Here is an 18474-nt window from a genome sequence, read left to right as displayed (position 1 = left end):
GAAGTCGCCGCCGAACTCAACGCCCGACCCCGCAAACGCCACAACTGGGCAACCCCAGCCGAAGAACTCCACCGACTACTCTCGAATCCGTCCACATACGTTGCAGCGACCGCCTGAATCCAAGGACAATCGAGCGATCTCCCAGCACACGGGATGTGCGCAAGTGGTACCCGGTGTCGGTTGACGGGTGTCGACTTTCTATCGTGACCAGATGAGCAACGTTGCTGATGCCGATCGGGTGGCCGACCTCGCGAAGGCGGTGGTAGCCGAGCACGACCCCACGTCCGTTCCGGTCCGGGAATTCCTCGGAGCCTGCTACGACTCCGGCCTGTCCTGGGTTCACTTCCCCGAAGGTCTTGGTGGACTTGGCCTTTCGAGAGGCAACCAAGCTGTCGCCGATCGAATCCTGCAGGGCGCCGGCGGACCCGTGCCGCTGGGTCTCAACCCGATGGGCTACGGCATGGCGGCACCGACGATCCGCGAGCACGCCCTGTCGGACGAGGTGAAGAAGCAGTGGCTGCGCCCACTGGCCACCACCGAGGACATCTGGTGTCAGCTGTTCTCCGAGCCCGGCGCCGGCTCCGACCTGGCCGGCCTCGCCACCTCCGCGGTGCGCGACGGGGACGACTGGGTGATCAACGGGCAGAAGGTGTGGACGAGCCTCGCCCACCGCGCGCGGTGGGGTCTGCTGCTGGCCCGCACCAATCCCGACGTGCCAAAGCACAAGGGCCTCACCTACTTCGTGATCGACATGCACTCCCCCGGTGTCGAGACGCGACCCCTGCGGCAGCTCACCGGCCAGGCCGAATTCAACGAGGTGTACTTCTCCGACGCGCGCATCCCCGACGCCCACCGTCTCGGCGAGGTCGGCAACGGCTGGGGCGTGGCGATGACGACGCTGATGAACGAGCGCAGCGCCCTTGGCGGTAGCGGCAGCCGACGCGGGGCGGGCACCATCTCCGAAGCAGTCTCGTTGTGGGCGACCCGGCCCGAGCGCCAGACACCCGTCCTACGCGACCGGCTCACCCAGCTATGGCTGCGGTCGGAAGCCCAGCGCCTGACCTCCGAACGTTCCCGCGTGTCGGCCACCGTCGGCGGGCCGGGGCCGGAGGGCTCGATCGGCAAGCTCGTCGGCGCGGAGCTCAACCAGCAGATCTATCAGTTCTGCATGGATTTGCTTGGCCCAGAAGGCATTTTGTACCACGGCTACTCCAAACCCGAATCCGAGCGCGAGGACTCCGACTGGCGCGGACCCATTCAGCAGCGCTATCTGCGCAGCCGCGCCAACACCATCGAAGGCGGTACGTCCGACGTGATGCGCAACATTCTCGGCGAGCGGGTCTTGGGCCTGCCCGGTGATCTGCGGGCGGATGCGGGCATGGCGTGGAAGGAGATCCCCCGTGGCTGAGAAGCGTGCGGATCAGCCCGACAGAGTGGCTGATCTGGCGGAGACGCTCGCGGCCGAACCCCGCGCCCAATTCCTGTTCACCGACGAACAGCAACAGCTGCTGTCCGCGGTCCGCCGGTTCGCCGCGGAGAACTTCGACGAGCCGACGATTCGCCGACTCATGGAGTCCGACCCGCCCTTCGACCCGACCGCGTGGGGCCGCCTCGGTGCCGAGCTCGGCGTGCTCGGACTCTCGGTGCCCGAGGCCGACGGCGGCGTCGGCGGCACGCTCGTCGACCAGGCCGTCGCGGTCGAGGAGCTCGGCGCGGCACTGGCCTGTGGGCCGCTGTTCGGCACGGTCTTCCTCGCCATCCCCGCCCTTGTCGCGTCGTCGGCCGGCCCCGTCCGCGACGAACTGCTCGCCGATCTCGTCGAGGGTCGCCGCACGGCGGCGTTCGTCGTGCCCGACAGCGCCGGTGCCTTCGACGCCGCGGACGTCACGGTGCGATCCACTGACTCGGGGCTGACCGGCACGGTCGACGGCGTCGTCGACGCGGGTGCCGCCGACGTCCTACTGGTTGCGGCGACAGGCCAGGACGGCGTCAGCCTGTTCGCGGTCGACGCCGCAGGCACCGGCGTCCAGCGGACGAACCAGCTCACCGTCGACCTGACCCGGCCACAGGCCACCGTCACCCTGTCGGACGCACCGGGCCAATTGGTGGCCGGCCCCGACGAGGCGCAGCGGGTCCTCACCCACGCGTTCCAGGTCGCGTCGGCCCTGCTGGCCGTCGAACAGGTCGGCGCGGCCCAGCACCTGCTCGACGTCGCCGTCCAATACGCGAAGGATCGCCTCCAGTTCGGCAGGCCCATCGGCTCGTTCCAAGCGGTCAAGCACCGCCTCGCCGACATGATGGTCGACCTCGAACACGCCCGCTCGACGGCGTATCACGCGGTCTGGGCGCTGGCCGACGGGTCCGACGATCCGGCGTTGGCCGCCAGCATCGCGCAGGCGACGTGTTCTGCTGCGTTCAGCCGCATCGCCGCCGACGCCATTCAGACCCTCGGCGGCATCGGCTTCACCTGGGAGCACCAGGCACATCTGTACTTCAAGCGGGCCACGGTCGACGCCGCGCTGCTCGGAAGTGCCGAAGCGCATCGGTCACGGGTGGCCGAGATGGTGCTCGACACCGCCACGGCCGACAAGGCTCCGCGCGTCGCCGACGGCACCCGCGGCTGAGCGTCGAGACTGCGTCCACGGTCGTGAATGTCGCGCGATCACGACCGTGGACGCAGTCTCGCGGCCGCGCTCACCACAGCGCGCGGTAGTTCACCAGCGCCCCGGCGACGAGGACCACGCCGACGCCGACGAACAGGACCCGGACCGTCGTCGGCCCGTATCGGGTGGTGGCCCTGACGATGTTGCGCTGTGCGCGACGGGCCCGGATCGTCCGCCGCGTCGAGAGCCCAAGCACCAACAGCGACGGCAGCAGCGCCACCGAGCAGTAGACCACCACGATCACGGGCCACGGCGAGTGCGTGTGAGCCGACAGCATCGTCAGCGACGTGAGGTAGGGCACCGACGTCGCGGACTGGCCGAATCCGATGACCAGTCCGACGATCGCGAACAGCCACGGGTTGCGCCGGGTCAGGTTCAGCGCCCACAGCGGCGGGGTCGGGCGTGCCGAGCCCGACAGGCTGGCCACCGCGATGAGGACGACGCCCAGCACCAGCTGGCCCCAGTACCGCAGCGTCGGTGTGACCTCGAGGTCGACGCGGTCGGTCAGGAAGGTCAGCCCCAGCACGGTGAGCACGCCGAACGTCGAGGTCGCCGCGAACACACCGGCGATGAAGCTGAGCCCGCCGGGCAACGCCGACCTGCGACTGAGCCTGCTGTCGTACACGACTGCCGAGGTCACACCGAGATTCAGGACGTTCAACGAGTCGAGAAGCGCGAAGCCCAGCAGCGGTAGCAGTAGTCCCAGCATGACCTGACGAACCTACGGGAGGCCGGTTGCGAGCGGGTAACCCGACGACATGCAGACCTTCCTGCCCTACCCCGACTTCGCCGCTTCGGCCGCCGTGCTGGACTCCCGCCGCCTCGGCAAGCAGCGTGCCGAGACCATTCAGATCCTGCGGGCACTGACCGTCCCTGGATACGGCTGGCGGCGTCATCCCGCGGCCGCCATGTGGGCCGGCTACGAGGAGGCCCTGGTCCGCTACGGCCTCGTCGTGGCCGACGAGTGGCTGCGACGGGGACACGCCGACACGACCTCCGCCACGCTGCTCACCGATCTCGACGCCGGCACCGGGCTCGTCGTCGTCCGCGACCAGGACGAACTGGCCCACGCGGGCGACCTGCCGCCGTGGCTCGGCGACCCGGCGTTTCACCGCAGCCACCAGTCCGCGCTCGCATCCAAGGACCCGGAGCACTACCGTCACCACTTCCCGGACGTGCCCGAGGGGCTGCCGTACGCCTGGCCGCCGTCGGACCGGCCACGACGGGTGCCGCTCGACGGCGGGGCGTGAACGCCGACCGTTCGGGTACCCCCAACGACGACCCGCACCATCTCCGAAGGGATCCATGACCGCCGCACGATCGCATCTCGACCAGACCGCCTTGGCCGACGCGCAACGCGTGGTGAACGCCGTCGCCGGCGCGTTCTCGGCCAAGGTCGTCGGGCAGCACCACCTTCGCGAATCCATGCTGATCGGCGTGCTCGCCGGTGGTCACGTGCTGGTCGAGAGCGTGCCCGGGCTGGCCAAGACCACCGCCGCCAGGGTCGTCGCCGAATCCGTCGGTGGTGAATTCAGGCGCATCCAATGCACGCCTGACCTGCTGCCCAGCGACATCATCGGCACGCAGATCTACGAGGCGTCGACCAACTCGTTCGTCACCCGGCTGGGGCCCGTGCACGCCAACGTCGTGCTGCTCGACGAGATCAACCGGTCCAGCGCCAAGACTCAGAGCGCGATGCTCGAGGCGATGGAGGAACGCCAGACCACCATCGCCGGGGTGGTGCATCCGATCCCGGAGCCGTTCCTGGTGATCGCGACCCAGAATCCGGTCGACCAGGAGGGCACCTATCCGCTGTCGGAGGCCCAGACCGACCGCTTCATGCTCAAGGAGGTGGTGCACTACCCGTCGACGGAGGACGAGGTGGAGGTCATCTCGCGGATGGACGCGGGTCTGTACGACAAGGACCACCGCACCGCGCCGGTGGTGAGCCTCGACGACGTGCGCCGCGCGCGACGGTTGGTGACCTCGGTGCACATGGACCGGGCCCTGATCCAATACGCCAGCCACCTCGTCGGCGTCACGCGCGACCCGCAGGCGCATCTGTCGCCGGGGATCGCGCGGCTGATCGAATACGGCGCCAGCCCGCGCGCCACCATCGCGTTCTGCCGGTCGGCGCGGGCGCTGGCGGTGCTGCGCGGGCGCACCCACGTGGTGCCCGACGACATCGCCAAGTTGGCGCACCGGGTGCTGCGGCACCGGCTGATCCTGGGTTTCGAGGCGGCCAGTGCCCGCGTCACGCCGGACGTGGTCGTCGACGCGGTCCTGCAGGCAGTGCGGGTGCCGTGAGTGGGCGTCCATCTCGACCACGCAAGGACGTTCTTCGGACGTGACGGCAACGGCCTGCTCGAGGGCGGGCGGTACGCGCTGGTGCACACCCGCAGCCTCGAGTTCGACGACCTACGTCCGTACGTGCCTGGCGACGACGTCCGTGACATCGACTGGAAGGCCTCGGCCCGCTCGGGCCAGGTGTTGATCAAGCGCTTCGTCACCGAGAAACATCACAAGATCATGGTGGTCGCCGATGCGGGCCGGAACATGTCCGCCACCGCGCCGTCAGGGGAGCTCAAGCGCGACGTCGCCGCCAACGTCATCGGGGCGATGGGGCTGATCACCCTGCGCCGCTCCGACGAGATCGGCATGGTGTTCGGTGACGCCCGCGGCAGCGTCGACGTGCGGTTGCGGCGAGGCGAGACCCATGTCGAGCACATGCTGCACCGCTTCGCCGACCATGCCGGCACCCGTCCGTCGTCGAGTCGCATCGTCACGCAACTGGACTGGGTGGCCCGCCACCAACGTAGGCCGCTGCTGTTGTTCGTGGTGTCCGACGAGCCCGACCCCGACGACCGGCTGGCCGAGGTGGTGTCGCGGCTCACCGCCCGCCACGACGTCATGTGGGCGACGGTCGCGGACGTGCCCTTGATCGGATCGTCCGACGACGAGGACGACGGCTTCGACGTGTCCGACGGGAGCTTCGTCTTCGGCGCAGGCGCTCTCGGACCGCGCGTGGTCGACGCCTTTCGACAGGCCGAAGCACAACGGCGGGAACGGCTTTCGGACTTCATGGTCGACTACGGCATACCGCACGCGGTGATCGGCGGCAGCAACGCGATTCGCCATCAGCTCACCGCGATGACCCAGGTGTACGCCCGTGCCGGATGACCTGCTGCGCCACGTCATCGGGCCGACGCCGTACTCGTCGTGGTGGCTCTGGCTGGCGATCGCACTCACCGTCGTGCTGATCGTCTTCTACCTCGGCGTGTTCGTGGCCACCAGTCCGCGGCGCAGGCTTCGCACCGTGCCGGTGGTCGGCGCGGCCCGCGACCGCGTGATTCGCTACCGGGCCGCGCGTGCCGTACGCGCCATCGGTGACCGCTATCGGGCCGGCGACCTCGACGCCGAACCCGCGGGCGAGGCCGTCGACCGCGAACTGCGTCGCTTCCTGCGTCAGGTCAGCGGCGTGCGCGCGGAGTACATGCAGATCGACGACGTGGCGAACAGCGAGATCGCTGCTGCCGCACCGCTGTTGGCGAATTTGGTCGACGTGCGCTTCAACGCGGCCTCGGGACTGGACGTCGGCGTGGTCAGCCATGACGCCGAGGAGTTGATCCGATCGTGGGCGTGACGTGGATTCCCTTCGTCATCGCGGGGTGCGTCGCGCTCGCGGTGTGCATCGCCGTGGTCCTGTTCCGGCCGATGGGCGCCCAACGCCGACGGCTGCGCCCGCTGGCGAACACCGAGCGCCTCACCCTGCTGCCGGAATACACGCGAGCCGTTCGGGCCCGCACCGTGGCGGCGGTGGTCACGATCGTGCTGCTGGCGGTGGCGTTCGCCGCATCGGTGCTCGTCGCGGCCCGCCCGACGGGATTGCCCACGACGGCAACGCGAGTCGGCGGGGGTGATCCCGAGGACGTGATGCTGTGCATGGGCGCACCGTCGACCGATCCGGCGGTGGCCGCGACGCTGACCTACTTCGCCAGCCAGGTCGACGGTTTCGGCACGCAACGCATCGGGTTGACCTCGGCCAACCGTCGCGTGATCCCGCTGACGCGGGACTACCAATACGCCAAGCAGACGCTGTCGGACTACGCCCGGCCGGCCGATCAGCGCGGGGACGTGGCCGCCTTCTCGGCCCCGGTGACCTACGTGGACTACACGCCGAACCTCGACGACCTCCTGACGCTGTGCCTCACCGGGTTTCCGGACTTCGAACATCCGACGGCGCAACGGCGTTCGCTGATCTACGTCGGACCCGATTCGACGCCGCCAGGTGGTCCCGCGCTGTTCTCCGCCGACCGGGTCCGAGACCTCGCACTCGCCGGTGGGGTGCAGGTGAACGCCGTGGTGACCGGGCGGGACGACGGCGCCTTGTCGGACCTGGCGCGCGCCACCGGGGGACGCGCCCTGCCCGCCGGTCCGAGCGTGACCGCACGGCTCGACGACATTCGGGACCATCCTCCTGCCGCCCGGGTCAGCGATGACGCCGACGGCGAGCGGGCACCGGAATCTCCCGACGTGCCCGTGCTCATCGCCCTCGCCGCGATGCTCGCGGTGGCCGGCTGGCCGATGGTTCGGGCCCGATGACCGTCGAGCTCGTGGTGCCACCGTTGTTGTTGGCCGTCGTCGCGGCCGTCATCCTGGTGGCCCGCGTCGCGGCTCTTCGCCGGATGTCCTCCGCCAGCCGTACCCGCGGCGCGCTGTGGCGGTGGGGTGGGTTGACCGCTGCGGCACTGCTACTCGTCGTCTCGGCCGCCCGGCCCGTGCTCGATCCCGACGATCCCATGACGCGCGTGGCAGATTCGCAGGCACCCAACGTATTCATCCTCGTGGACCGGTCCCCCGACATGGCCGTGCAGGACGGACCCGACGGCGCGTCGAGGATGACGGCCGCACGCGCCGACGTCGCCGTGCTCCTCGACCGCTATCCCGGCGCCCGGGTGGCCCTGATCTCGTTCGCGAGCCGGGCGGCGTTGGACTGGCCCCTCTCCGCGGACACCTGGAGCCTGCGGCCCGTGGCCTCCACCCTGACGCCGTATGCCGCCTCCCCCGACGCGGTGACCGAGACGAACGCCGGATCGGCCGGAAACATGTTGCGGTACCAGTTGATCGGCGCGGTTCAGCAATATCCCCGCGCCCAGAACCTGGTCTTCTACCTGGGTGCCGGCGCGCCCGAGGCGGCCCAGCCACCGCGCGACTTCAACCTCCCCGAGAGTGCGGTCGACGGCGGGGCGGTGCTCGGCTACGGCACCCCGTCGGGCGGCCCGATTCCCGGTGCGGAGGTCGAGCGGTCGACGGTCGACGAGGCGACGTTGCGCACCGTGGCCGACCAGATCGGCGTCCCGTACGCACTGCGCGACGGCGCCGACCTCGCGTCGGTGCTGCCTGCCGCACCTGCCGACGGCAGTTCGGCGCCGACTGCCGGCAGCGGGTCGGCCACCCGCACCGAGCTGTACTGGGCGCCGGCCGCACTGGCGGCAGTGCTGGTGCTCGTCGAGCTGTACCACGTGCTTCGCGAATTCCGCCGCACCAGGCAGACCATGACGGACGTGATCGCGTGACCCCGCGGTCCCTATGGCGTCGGTTCTCACCGAGGACGCGGCTGCTGGTGGCGTCGGCGCCCATCTCGCTCGTCGTGATCGTCGTCGTGGTCAAGCTGTGGTCGGTGGTCCTCGCTGGCGGCTCGGCCCCCACGGACTTCGCCGCCCGTGACGCCGACGCCCTGCGCCGCGACGTGTCGACGCTGAGCGTGCTCGACGTCGTCGAGCCAGCCCGAACCCGCTTCGCCGCAGGCACTCTCGCCGTTCTGGAGGACCGCCTCACCGACGCCGACGCACAGTTCTCCGGGGCACTGTCGAATACCGAGGAGGCCGACTCCTGCCCGGTGCGGGTCAACCTCGAACTGGTCCGCGAGACCCTCGGCGATCGCGCCGCGTCGACGTTCGACGCGTCGGCGGCCAGGTGGTACCGCTCGGCGCTGTCCGTCGTCGAGGCCGCACCGCCGGGTTGCTTCACCGGCAGCGCCGATGCCGACCCGGACCGTCGCGCCGTCCTCGAGGCCACCGTGGCTCGCCTCGGCGCGAAACTCGCGGCCGTCGCGGCGGCGGCACCTCCGCCACCGCCTCCGCCTCCTCCGCCACCGGCGGCGCCACCGCCTCCCCCGCCTGCGGGCGCGCCGGGGTCGGCTCCCTCCGAGCGCGAGCCCTTGCGACTCAACCCCGGCGTGGGTGACCCGCTGGACCGCCTCGAGCAGATCCTGCGGGACGCCGCGGCGGCGCAGAACGGCGGCTGACCAGGCACCGTCGACCCCGGCCGTCTACCCTCGTGGGGTGGCAACGGTGTTGACGGTCAACCGCACGCACGTCGAGCCGGGCGGCAACGGCAAGAAGACGGGCATCGACAAACGTCTGGTCAGCGGGCCGGTGGCGGTCCGGGCTCCGGGTCCCATGCGTGGCGGCCTTGGCAGCGGGATCGTCGACGACGTCATCGGCAACCGCAAGCTGCACGGTGGTGACGACCAAGCCGTGTACGCCTATGCGCGTGAGGATCTCGATTCGTGGGCCGCGACGCTGGACCGCGAATTGACCAACGGCATGTTCGGCGAGAACCTCACGACGACGGGCGTCGACGTGACCGGCGCGGTAGTAGGTGAGCGCTGGCGGGTCGGCACCGACGGTCTGCTCCTCGAGGTCACCAGCCCCCGTACGCCGTGTAAGACGTTCGCCAGCAGGCTCGGAATCGCCGGGTGGATACGGACTTTCGCCCGCGGCGGCACACCGGGTGCCTATCTACGGGTGCTCGAACCGGGCTCGGTGTCGGGTGGGGACGCCGTCGAGGTCGTCGACGTGCCCGCGCATGGCATCACGGTCGGCTTCGTCTACCGTGCGCTGATGGTGGACAAGGACCTGCTGCCGGACGTGCTCGTCGCCGATGCGCTGCCCGAGGACGTCAAGGCACTGGCGCGGCGGCGCGCCACTGCGACGTAGCACGAGGGGCACCCGTTGCCGGATGCCCCTCGTGGTCGAACTCTCGATCAGCGGCCGTTGCCGACGATCGGGGCCGGCGGCCGATTCACCTGTTGCTGGATGTCGTTGATCCACTGGTGATGGTCGATGCCGGCGTTGTAGCCGACCTGTGCGGGGTTGGCGACGGGCGCCGCGTCGGCGGGCCCGGCCAGCCCGATGAGGGCTGCCGCGAATGCGGTGGCGGTGATGGTGGCAAATCCGAACTTCTTCACGATCTGTGTCCTTCTTTAGAAATCCTCTTGGCGTTCTGCTGCCTATAACAGGCAGCTCAGCGCTTTGATTCCACTGGCGGAATGTGATCGCTCGATGGCAGAAACGGCACGCCCCGAAATCTATCTAGCCCAGCTAGCAAACACGGTGCGGTGGCGGGCATGATGGTGCGGTGAGCATCCGACTCGGCGTCATCTTCCGTCCCGACTTTCCGCCGCACGAGTTGCGGCGCATCGCCACGGAGGCCGAGGCCGCCGGCGTCGACGAGTTGTGGCTGTGGGAGGACTGCTTTCAACAGGGCGGTGTCGCGCAGGTCGCCGTCGCGCTGGCCGCCACCGAACGGCTCGGCGTCGGCATCGGCCTGATCCCCGCGCCGCTGCGCAACGTGACGGCGGCCGCGATGGAGTTCGCCACGCTCGAGTCGTCGTTCCCCGGGCGCACCCGCGTCGCGGTCGGCCACGGCGTCCAGAGCTGGATGCGGCAGGCCGGTGCGGCCGTCGAATCGCCGCTGACTCTGCTCCGCGAATACGTGACCGCCCTGCGGGCCCTACTCGCGGGCGAGGAGGTCACCACCGAGGGCCGCTACGTGCGCCTGTCCCAGGTGCGCCTGGAATTTCCGAGTGCCCGGCCGTACCCCATCCTCATCGGCGGTACCGGACCGAAGACGCTGCGCCTGGCGGGTGAGATCGCCGACGGCGTCCTGCTCGACAGCAGGTACACCAGCGACACCGTGACCGACGCACTACGCCATGTCGCCGAAGGCCGTGCCGCGGCGAATGCGCCGTCCCGGTCCTTCAGTACGACGCTGTTCCTGGCGTGCGCGCCAGGTGCCGACGCCGACCGTCGGCTCGCCGAGGAGGCCCGGCGGCAGGACGTGCCTCCCACCGGGGTGTTCGGAGTGGGTGGTGACGTCGGCCAGATCGCCGCGGGGCTGGCTCCCTATCTCGCCGCGGGCGTGGATGCAGTGGCGTTGCAACCGCTGGATCGAGGTGTCGCCGACCTCGTCGGGGCCGCGGGTCGGGTGCGGGCCGCGTTGCCCTGAGCCGTCACCAGTGGTTGCGGTGGATGATGATGATCTGCGGTTGCTGCTGCACGATCGGCGCATTGGCCGTGATCTGACTGTTGCCCGGCGTCACGCACTGGGTCGCCGAGCCCAGATCGGTGCACTCGAGCTGGCCGGCTGACGCGGCTGGCGCCAGCGCGATCGCTACTGCGGCGCCCCCGGCCACGGCCAAGGGGGTGAGGAGACGGGCACTGACATGCATGGGAATTCCTTTGAGCCGCAACATGCGGCGAATGCTTCTCTTGATTACAGAGGAATCAACGGCATTGAGGCGCAATCCATTCCGTCGGCCGGACCGCGTGTGGCACCGGACACACGAGGAATGAAAACCCCGCCCGGGCCCGTTCCACTCTTCAGACCGGCACGAAGGAAACTCCGCACCGGGAGAGCGTCCGAATCGCAGCACGAGGCCGCGACACGCACACGTTCGGAATGAAGGGATGAACATCATGAAGAAGATGCAGAAGTTTGGTTTCGCCACGATCGTCGCCGGTGGTCTCGCCGCCAGCGCCCTGGGTCTCTCGGGTGCCGCGCAGGCCGACATCGACCACCACGCGTTCATCAACGACATCACTCAGCAGGTCAACGTGCCGCACGTCGACACGACGGTGCACCAAAGCCGCTGACGCACGACTGAACACCAGAAGGGGCACCCGCTCGGCGGGTGCCCCTTCTTCGTGTGGCCACCAAGGCGCGATGACGGAGTTGTCCCGCAAACGGCATTCGAGGCGGTCTCAACTGGTATCGCAACCTCGACGCGCTGCAGGGCTTCCTGCGGTCGCTATGAGCGGGTGATCGCGTCGATCGCCCGGTGGATCCGCTGCTCGCTGACCGGTCTCGCGGTGCCCAGCTGCTGAGCCCACAAACTCACGCGGAACTCCTCGATCAGCCGCGCGACGTCCCGCACGTCGTCGGCCGCGGCGCGCGACGGCGACAGCGCAGCGACCACGTCGGCGTAGACGTCCTGCAACTGGTGCACCCGATCCATCCGCTCACGGTCGGCGGCCAGGCCCTGCGGCAAGCGCTCGAGGCGCCGGACGACGGCCGTCAGGTAGCGCGCCAGGTCCAGTAGGTGAGCCACGCCGGTGGCGCTGACGAAACCGCGCGGCACCAACGCCGCCAGTTGCGCACGGATGTCGGCGATCGCATCGGCCTGCGCGGCGCTCGGGGCGGCAGGCAGCGCCACCTGGACGTCGTGCAGCGCGGTGAGCACCCGCTGCACCCGCGTCAGGACGTCGCGGGTGGTGGGCGCCAGGGCCGCCGCCACCCGTTCGCGCACCGCGGTGAACTCCGTGCGGCTCCACACGGGCGTCGTGACCAGCGCTGCCATGGCGGCGTCGGCGCAGTCGTCGAGCAACGCGGCCAGCGACCCGTCGGGATTGCTGCCCAGCACCAGGCGGGTTCGGGTGTCGAGCTGCTTCTCGAGCGCCTTGGTAGGCGACGGGACCGACAGCCTGAGCAGGCGGCGGGTCCCGGCTCCCATCGCCGCGCCCTGCTCGGCGGCGGTCGCGAACACTCGAACGCCGGCCGTCGCTCCCTCGTCGACGAGGGCCGGATAGCCGCGCACCGCACGGCCGCCACCGGCGGTCTCGACGACGCGTGGGAGCTCGTCGAGGTCCTCGGGCCAGGTGCACAACCCGGTGCGTTCGAGATCACCGGCGAACGCGCCTGCGACGGCGTCGCGCACCGGTGCGGCGAGCCGCTCCTGCAGCGCTTCGAGGTCCTTTCCGCGCGCGAGTTCGGTGCCGTCGCCGGCCTCGACGGCGAAGGTCACCCGCAGGTGGTCGGGCAGCTTCGACAGGTCGAAGGCGTCGACGGGCACCAGAATGCCGGTGCGGCGGCGCAGCTCGCGTTGCAGCGCGTCCAGCAGGGATCCGGCACTCGGATCCAGGGACCCGACGACGGCGCGTGCGGTGTCCGGAGCCGGCACGAAGTTGCGCCGCAGATCCTTGGGCAGCGACTTGATCAGCGCGGTGACCAGCTCCTCGCGCAAGGCCGGTACGTGCCAGCCGAATTCGTCTCCGCCGAGCCGGGCGAGGACCTCGACCGGAACGTGCACCGTGACGCCGTCGTCCTCTCGGCCCGGTTCGAAGCGGTAGGTCAGCGGCAGCGACAGATCCTCGGCCTGCCAGGTGTCGGGTCGGTCGGCATCGGCGTCGTTGCGCAGCAAGTCCTCTCGGGTGAACGTCAGCAGATCCGGCGTGCGGTGCCGCTGCTTCTTCCACCACCCGTCGAAGTGCCGAGAAGACACCACCTCCGCCGGTACCCGGGCGTCGTAAATGGCGTAGATCTCGTCGTCGTCGACGAGCAGGTCCCTGCGCCGTGCCCGCTCCTCCAGCTCGGCGAGTTCTTCACGCAGCGCGGTGTTGTCGCGGTGGAAGTGGTGTCGCGTCTGCCAGTCCCCCTCGACGAGGGCGTGCCGGATGAACAGCTCCCGCGCCACCACCGGGTCGACCTGTGCGTACCCAATGCGTCGGTGGGCCACCAGCGGCAGGCCATAGAGGGTAACGCGCTCGTATCCCATCACCGCGCCTCGCCGGGCGTCCCAGTGCGGTTCGCTGTACGTGCGCTGCACCAGGTCCCCCGCCACGCGTTCGACCATGTCCGGCTCGATGCGCGCCGCAATCCGTCCAAACAGGCGACTGGTCTCCACCAACTCGGCGACGACGACCCAGCGCGGCGGCCTCTTCGTCAGCACCGACCCCGGCGCGAGCACGAACTTGGAATTGCGGGCGCCATGGAACTCGCGGGAGTCCTTGCTGTCGGCGTCACGAAAACCGATGTGGGACAGCAAACCCGCCAAAAGAGCGGTGTGCACCTTCGCCGGGTCGGCGGGTTCCTGGTCGTCGCTCTCGCGGATGCCGAGGTCGCGCGCGATGCTGCGCAGTTGCCCGGCCAGATCCTGCCACTCCCGGATGCGAAGGTAGTGCAGGTACTCCGCGCGGCACATTCGACGAAAGGCGCTGCCCGACAGCGCGCGTCGCTGCTCACCGAGGTAGCGCCACAGGTTCAGGTAGGACGAGAAGTCGGAGAACTCGTCGGCGAAGCGGGCATGTTTCTGCCGCGCCGCCTCCTCGTGGTCCGACGGCCGCTCGCGCGGATCGGGGATCGACAGTGCGGCGGCCAGCACCAGGACCTCGCGAACGCATCCCTCGGCGTCGGCCGCCAGGATCATCCGGCCGATCCGTGGGTCGAGGGGGAGCTTCGCGAGCCGGCGACCAAGCTCGGTGATGGCGCCCTGGCCGTCGAAGGCGCCGAGCTCGCGCAGCAGTTGCACGCCGTCGCGGACGCTGCGCGCATCCGGCGGATCGAGGAACGGGAAGTTCTCGATGTCGCCGAGACCCAGCGCCGCCATCTGCAGGATGACGGCTGCGAGGTTGGTGCGCAGGATCTCGGGATCGGTGTACCGGGGCCGTGATTCGAAGTCGTCTTGCGAATACAGCCGAATGCACACGCCCGGCGCGGTTCGCCCCGAGCGGCCCGCACGTTGAGCGGCCGACGCCTGCGAGATGGGCTCGATCGGCAGCCGCTGCACCTTGGTTCGGCGGCTGTATCTCGAGATGCGGGCGAGGCCCGGGTCGACGACGTAGCGGATGCCCGGCACGGTCAGTGACGTCTCGGCAACGTTGGTGGCCAACACTATTCGCCGTGCCGACCGGCCCGGCTGGAAGACCTTCTGCTGCTCGGCCGTCGGCAGCCGGGCATACAGCGGCAGCACCTCGGTGGTGGGGTTGAGCGCGTCGCGAAGCGATTCGGCGGTGTCGCGAATCTCCCGCTCGCCGGAGAGGAACACCAGGACGTCACCCGGCGGCTCGGACTCCAGTTCGCGAACGGCGTCGACGATCGCCTCGGTCTGATCCCGCACCTCGGTGCGAATGATCTCGTGGTCGGGGTCGTCCGGATCGTCCTCGGCGTCCTCGGACCGCACCTCGACTTCCAGTGGGCGATACCGAATGTCGACGGGGTACGTGCGCCCCGAGACCTCGACGATGGGCGCCGGGCCGTCGGGACCCGAGAAGTGAGTGGCGAAACGTCCCGGCTCGATCGTCGCCGAGGTGACGACGACCTTCAGATCGGGTCGCCGGGGCAACAGCTCGCGCAGATAGCCGAGCAGGAAGTCGATGTTGAGGCTGCGCTCGTGGGCCTCGTCGAGGATCAGCGTGTCGTAGCGCAGCAGGCGGCGGTCGCGCTGAATCTCGGCGAGCAGGATGCCGTCGGTCATCAGCTTGACCAGCGTGCGGTCACTGGCGTGGTCGTTGAACCGCACGGTGTAGCCGACGGCTTCGCCGAGGGGGACGCCCAACTCGTCGGCGATGCGCTGCCCAACGGTGCGGGCGGCGAGTCGGCGCGGCTGGGTGTGGCCGATGGTGCCGCGGATTCCGCGCCCCAATTCCAGGCAGATCTTGGGCAACTGGGTGGTCTTGCCCGATCCGGTCTCGCCGGCCACCACGACCACCTGATGCTCGCGGATCGCGGCCGCGATGTCGTGACGCTTCTCGCTGACCGGCAGATCGGGATACGAGATCTCGGGCACCGCCGCCAGGCGGGTCGCGACGAGGGCCTCCGCCGTCGTGACTTGGGCGGCCATCTTCGCCAGGGCCTCCGGGCCCACGTTGCCGCGCAACCGACGCCGGAGTCGGTCGGCGTCGCGGATCGTCAGACCGTCGAGCCGCGCACGCAATTCGCGCAAGTCGTCGCCGGACACTCGGTCCACGATATCCGGTCGTCGCCTCGGGTTCAGCGGCGCCAGAAGTCGTACTCGTCGCGACCCGGCCGGAACCCGGCCGCCTCGACGACGTCCACGGCCACCGCGAATTGGTCACCGACCCGCACGGGCACGTGGGCGTCGCTGCCGAACGACACCGCACCGCCGCCCTCCTCGTACCACCACCGCATCAGGTCCACCGACGCGAGCGGGCTGGAGGTGTTGAGCTCGAGGGGACGTCCGGAGCCGGCCAGGGCGCGGAAGACCGTCCGGTACTCCTCCTCGAAGTCGGTCTCGCGGTACTGCCCCTCCCGCGCTGCGGGCCAGTAGCGCCGCGGGTAGTCGCAGTGGGCCAGCACCTCGAAGACGTCGGACCCCTCGACGAGACGCAGCAGCTCCGCGAAGTAGTCCCCCACCACCTCGTGGGCGGGCCGAGAGCGGAAGACGTGATTGGCGTAGACGAGGTGCCCGTCGTGGACGATGGAGTGCAGTGAGCCGAGCACCCGATCGAAGGTTCCCGACCGCAGCACCGCGGCGACGCTGCCGGCGAACAGATGCGGCTCGCCGGCCTCGATTCCGGACAGGATGCGCAGCCCGGGAAACTGGTGACGGCATTGCTCGATGCTGGCCAGGTAACCGTCGACGTCGACCGGGAGCACCCTCTTGCGCGTGCCGACGCGGGCGTCGGTCGGCGGGTGGTCGTGGTCGCCCCAGTCGGTGAAGTCGACGTGTTCGGTGAACGCGACCGCGGGCAACCCGATCTCGACGGCGCGGCGGCACGTGTTCACCATGGAGGCGTCCGGACCGGTGTCCCACGAGAACTCGGTGTGCACGTGGTTGTCGGAGGGAAGCGTCGCGTGGCCCGTCACGCAGCCCACAGTGGCATGTTCTGCAGGCCCGGGTATGAACGAGTGATGGCTTGCAACCGAATCGCCCCGCTCGTGGTCGCGGTTGCGCTGGCCGCACTGACGGCGTCGGGCTGCGGTGCGGCTCCTGGTCCGGCGGCGCCCAGCCCTGAAGCGCCACCGTCGTCGGCGGCGCCCGCGACCGCAACGGGTGCGCCGGCCGGATCCGGTCCGCGGTACGTGGCGATGGGAGACTCGGCCGCGGCGGCCCCGCTGGTGCCCGACCAGGCACAGCCGGTGGGATGCCTGAAGTCGACCAACGACTATCCGTCGGTGCTGGCCCGTCGCATCGGGGCGGCCTCGTTCGACGACGTCACGTGCAGCGGCGCGCGCACCGAGGACCTCGTCTCCCGGTCGCAACCCACCCGCACCGGGCCGGTGCCACCCCAGTTGGACGCCGTCACCGCCGACACGCAGCTGGTCACCGTCACGATCGGCGGCAACGACGTCGACCTGCCGACCATTGCGGCGAAGTGCCGCCGCAGCACCCTGGACCTACCGCCGTGCGCACCCGGCCTCGTGGTCGACGGCGTGGACACCATCTCCTCGGCCATCGACGACGACGCCGACGAGTGGTCCGACCTGGTGGACGCGATACGCGAGCGGGCACCGTCGGCCCGGGTGGTCCTGGTCGGGTACGGCACCTACGTCCGGCCCGAGGGCTGCTTCCCCGACGAGCCCATCAACCCCGTCGACGCCGCGTACTTCCAGGCCAAGGTCGACGAACTGGACGCCCGGCTCGCCCGGGTGGCTGCCGATCGCGGCGTCGAGTTCTTCGACATCCGGCCGCTGACCGTCGGTCACGACATCTGCGCGACACCGCAGGACCGCTACTTCGAGGGGTTCGCCCCCGTCAGCCCGGCGGCCCCGCTGCACCCCAACGGGGCGGGCGCCCGCGCGGTGGGGACGGCGCTGGCCGACTACCTCTCCGCGGGCGGCTGATTCAGCGGTCGGGTGACCAGTAGTCGAGCATCTCGGCGAAAGTCTCGAATGCGGGCCGCGAGACGCCGTAGGTCGCCTCGAAGTGAATGCTCAGGGGGAACCCGAGGCCACCGACACCGTCGACCACCCGCTTGTAGAGGTCCAGCATGTGCTTGCGCTTGGCGGCCGGGTCCGAAGCGGCCAACTCCCGGACGAAGGCCTGTTCGGCGGCCACCGCGGCGTTGCCCGGGTCCTGGATCAGCCAGTTGACGAGCCCGACCTCGGTCTCCATCTTCGGTACGAACCCGAACGACAGCAGGATCTCGGGCCGGTGGTCGGTGGTGGCGGCGAAGTCGGTGAGGAAGCCGACGATCGCGTCGGAGTACAGCAGTTGGGTGAGCGCGTAGTTGGCACCCTGGTTGCACTTGAAGGTGAACCGGCCGCGTTCGCCGTCGCGGGTGGGGATCAGGATGGCGCCGCGATTGGGCACCAGGCCGTCGAAGATCGTCAGCGCGTCGGTGGGTGCGACGCCCGCGCCCTCGCCGTCGGTCATCGTGCGCGGGACCCCGACGAAGGCGATGCCGTCGAAGCCGGCGGCGAGCAACTCGCCGAGGCGTCGTTCGAGGGCCGACTGGTCGAGGAACGACGTGACCTGCGTGCACAGCCCGTTCATGTCGGGTAGTTCGGGTCTGATGATCGACCAGTAGTCGAGGACGTCGAGCTTGGGCTTCATCTCGATGGGACGGTCGTCGTCCTCCTCGATCATGCCGGGGATCATCACGTGCTTGATGCGGCCCTCGATACCGGCGTCCGCGGCCAGCTGCAGCACCTTGTGGGCCTCGTCGACGGCGTAGGCCGCCCCGCGGTCGACGTTGGGCGGGACGAGTTCCAGTGCGATGGTGTTGAGGGCCAAGGGACTGCTCCAATTCACATCATGGAATTCGCGGCATGCCGGAAATGAGCGACG

General features: G+C 69.8%; 19 protein-coding genes. 13 read left to right on the top strand and 6 right to left on the bottom strand.

What is annotated here, in order from left to right; all coding sequences use genetic code 11:
- Window positions 1-211 precede the first annotated feature (211 nt).
- Window positions 212-1408: an acyl-CoA dehydrogenase family protein gene (locus H7K45_RS03685; RefSeq protein ID WP_263994415.1), complete on the top strand. Its 1197-nt coding sequence runs from the start codon at window positions 212-214 to the stop codon at window positions 1406-1408.
- Complete coding sequence (locus tag H7K45_RS03680) at window positions 1401-2624, top strand: acyl-CoA dehydrogenase family protein (protein WP_263994414.1); 1224 nt, start codon at window positions 1401-1403, stop codon at window positions 2622-2624. The genes H7K45_RS03685 and H7K45_RS03680 overlap by 8 nt, the downstream gene beginning before the upstream one ends.
- Window positions 2625-2694: 70 nt before the next feature.
- On the opposite strand, the gene H7K45_RS03675 is transcribed toward H7K45_RS03680, so the two are convergent.
- Window positions 2695-3372, bottom strand: a complete 678-nt coding sequence (locus H7K45_RS03675; protein WP_263994413.1) for a GAP family protein — start codon at window positions 3370-3372, stop codon at window positions 2695-2697.
- Between the two features lie 49 nt (window positions 3373-3421).
- Between H7K45_RS03675 and H7K45_RS03670 the strand changes: the two genes are divergently transcribed.
- The 8 genes from H7K45_RS03670 to H7K45_RS03635 are packed head-to-tail and all read left to right on the top strand — an operon-like array spanning window position 3422 to window position 9664.
- Window positions 3422-3913 (top strand): MSMEG_6728 family protein, encoded by a 492-nt coding sequence (locus H7K45_RS03670; RefSeq protein WP_263994412.1) that lies wholly within the window; start codon window positions 3422-3424, stop codon window positions 3911-3913.
- 55 nt (window positions 3914-3968) lie between these two features.
- A complete protein-coding gene (locus H7K45_RS03665; RefSeq protein WP_263994411.1) occupies window positions 3969-4970 on the top strand; it encodes an AAA family ATPase in 1002 nt (333 codons plus the stop codon).
- Complete coding sequence (locus H7K45_RS03660; RefSeq protein ID WP_263994410.1) at window positions 4971-5843, top strand: DUF58 domain-containing protein; 873 nt, start codon at window positions 4971-4973, stop codon at window positions 5841-5843. It abuts the gene before it with no gap.
- On the top strand, window positions 5833-6306 hold the full coding sequence (locus H7K45_RS03655) for a hypothetical protein (RefSeq protein ID WP_263994409.1): 474 nt from the start codon (window positions 5833-5835) through the stop codon (window positions 6304-6306). Before H7K45_RS03660 ends, H7K45_RS03655 begins: the two co-directional genes overlap by 11 nt.
- Window positions 6297-7265 carry a hypothetical protein gene (locus H7K45_RS03650; RefSeq protein WP_263994408.1) on the top strand — a complete coding sequence of 323 codons (969 nt, stop codon included), beginning with the start codon at window positions 6297-6299 and terminating at the stop codon, window positions 7263-7265. The genes H7K45_RS03655 and H7K45_RS03650 overlap by 10 nt, the downstream gene beginning before the upstream one ends.
- On the top strand, window positions 7262-8239 hold the full coding sequence (locus tag H7K45_RS03645) for a vWA domain-containing protein (RefSeq protein ID WP_263994407.1): 978 nt from the start codon (window positions 7262-7264) through the stop codon (window positions 8237-8239). The genes H7K45_RS03650 and H7K45_RS03645 overlap by 4 nt, the downstream gene beginning before the upstream one ends.
- Complete coding sequence (locus H7K45_RS03640; RefSeq protein ID WP_263994406.1) at window positions 8236-8970, top strand: hypothetical protein; 735 nt, start codon at window positions 8236-8238, stop codon at window positions 8968-8970. Before H7K45_RS03645 ends, H7K45_RS03640 begins: the two co-directional genes overlap by 4 nt.
- Window positions 8971-9007: 37 nt before the next feature.
- Window positions 9008-9664: an MOSC domain-containing protein gene (locus tag H7K45_RS03635; protein WP_263994405.1), complete on the top strand. Its 657-nt coding sequence runs from the start codon at window positions 9008-9010 to the stop codon at window positions 9662-9664.
- A 47-nt stretch (window positions 9665-9711) separates the two neighbouring features.
- Here H7K45_RS03635 and H7K45_RS03630 read toward each other — a convergent pair whose 3' ends face one another.
- Entirely contained in the window at window positions 9712-9915 is a 204-nt protein-coding gene (locus H7K45_RS03630) for a hypothetical protein (RefSeq protein ID WP_263994404.1), read from the bottom strand.
- Between the two features lie 170 nt (window positions 9916-10085).
- On the opposite strand from H7K45_RS03630, the gene H7K45_RS03625 reads away from it, so the two are divergent.
- Complete coding sequence (locus H7K45_RS03625) at window positions 10086-10955, top strand: LLM class flavin-dependent oxidoreductase (RefSeq protein WP_263994403.1); 870 nt, start codon at window positions 10086-10088, stop codon at window positions 10953-10955.
- Between the two features lie 4 nt (window positions 10956-10959).
- Here H7K45_RS03625 and H7K45_RS03620 read toward each other — a convergent pair whose 3' ends face one another.
- Window positions 10960-11178 carry a hypothetical protein gene (locus tag H7K45_RS03620; RefSeq protein ID WP_263994402.1) on the bottom strand — a complete coding sequence of 73 codons (219 nt, stop codon included), beginning with the start codon at window positions 11176-11178 and terminating at the stop codon, window positions 10960-10962.
- A 247-nt stretch (window positions 11179-11425) separates the two neighbouring features.
- On the opposite strand from H7K45_RS03620, the gene H7K45_RS03615 reads away from it, so the two are divergent.
- Complete coding sequence (locus H7K45_RS03615; protein WP_263994424.1) at window positions 11426-11602, top strand: hypothetical protein; 177 nt, start codon at window positions 11426-11428, stop codon at window positions 11600-11602.
- 155 nt (window positions 11603-11757) lie between these two features.
- On the opposite strand, the gene hrpA is transcribed toward H7K45_RS03615, so the two are convergent.
- Together hrpA and H7K45_RS03605 are read right to left on the bottom strand one after the other, a co-directional pair.
- On the bottom strand, window positions 11758-15681 hold the full coding sequence (gene hrpA / locus H7K45_RS03610; RefSeq protein WP_263994401.1) for an ATP-dependent RNA helicase HrpA: 3924 nt from the start codon (window positions 15679-15681) through the stop codon (window positions 11758-11760).
- A 32-nt stretch (window positions 15682-15713) separates the two neighbouring features.
- Window positions 15714-16550: a PHP domain-containing protein gene (locus H7K45_RS03605; RefSeq protein WP_263994400.1), complete on the bottom strand. Its 837-nt coding sequence runs from the start codon at window positions 16548-16550 to the stop codon at window positions 15714-15716.
- Between the two features lie 45 nt (window positions 16551-16595).
- On the opposite strand from H7K45_RS03605, the gene H7K45_RS03600 reads away from it, so the two are divergent.
- Window positions 16596-17528, top strand: coding sequence for an SGNH/GDSL hydrolase family protein (locus H7K45_RS03600; RefSeq protein WP_263994399.1), 933 nt, complete (start codon window positions 16596-16598; stop codon window positions 17526-17528).
- Window position 17529: 1 nt separating this feature from the next.
- Here the strand turns inward: H7K45_RS03600 and H7K45_RS03595 are convergent, their stop codons facing one another.
- Complete coding sequence (locus H7K45_RS03595; protein WP_263994398.1) at window positions 17530-18420, bottom strand: mycobacterial-type methylenetetrahydrofolate reductase; 891 nt, start codon at window positions 18418-18420, stop codon at window positions 17530-17532.
- Between the last annotated feature and the right edge of the window lie 54 nt (window positions 18421-18474).

Source organism: Mycobacterium yunnanensis, from assembly GCF_025823185.1.
Taxonomy (GTDB): domain Bacteria; phylum Actinomycetota; class Actinomycetes; order Mycobacteriales; family Mycobacteriaceae; genus Mycobacterium; species Mycobacterium yunnanensis.
This window is presented reverse-complemented; position numbering and strand designations above follow the sequence as displayed.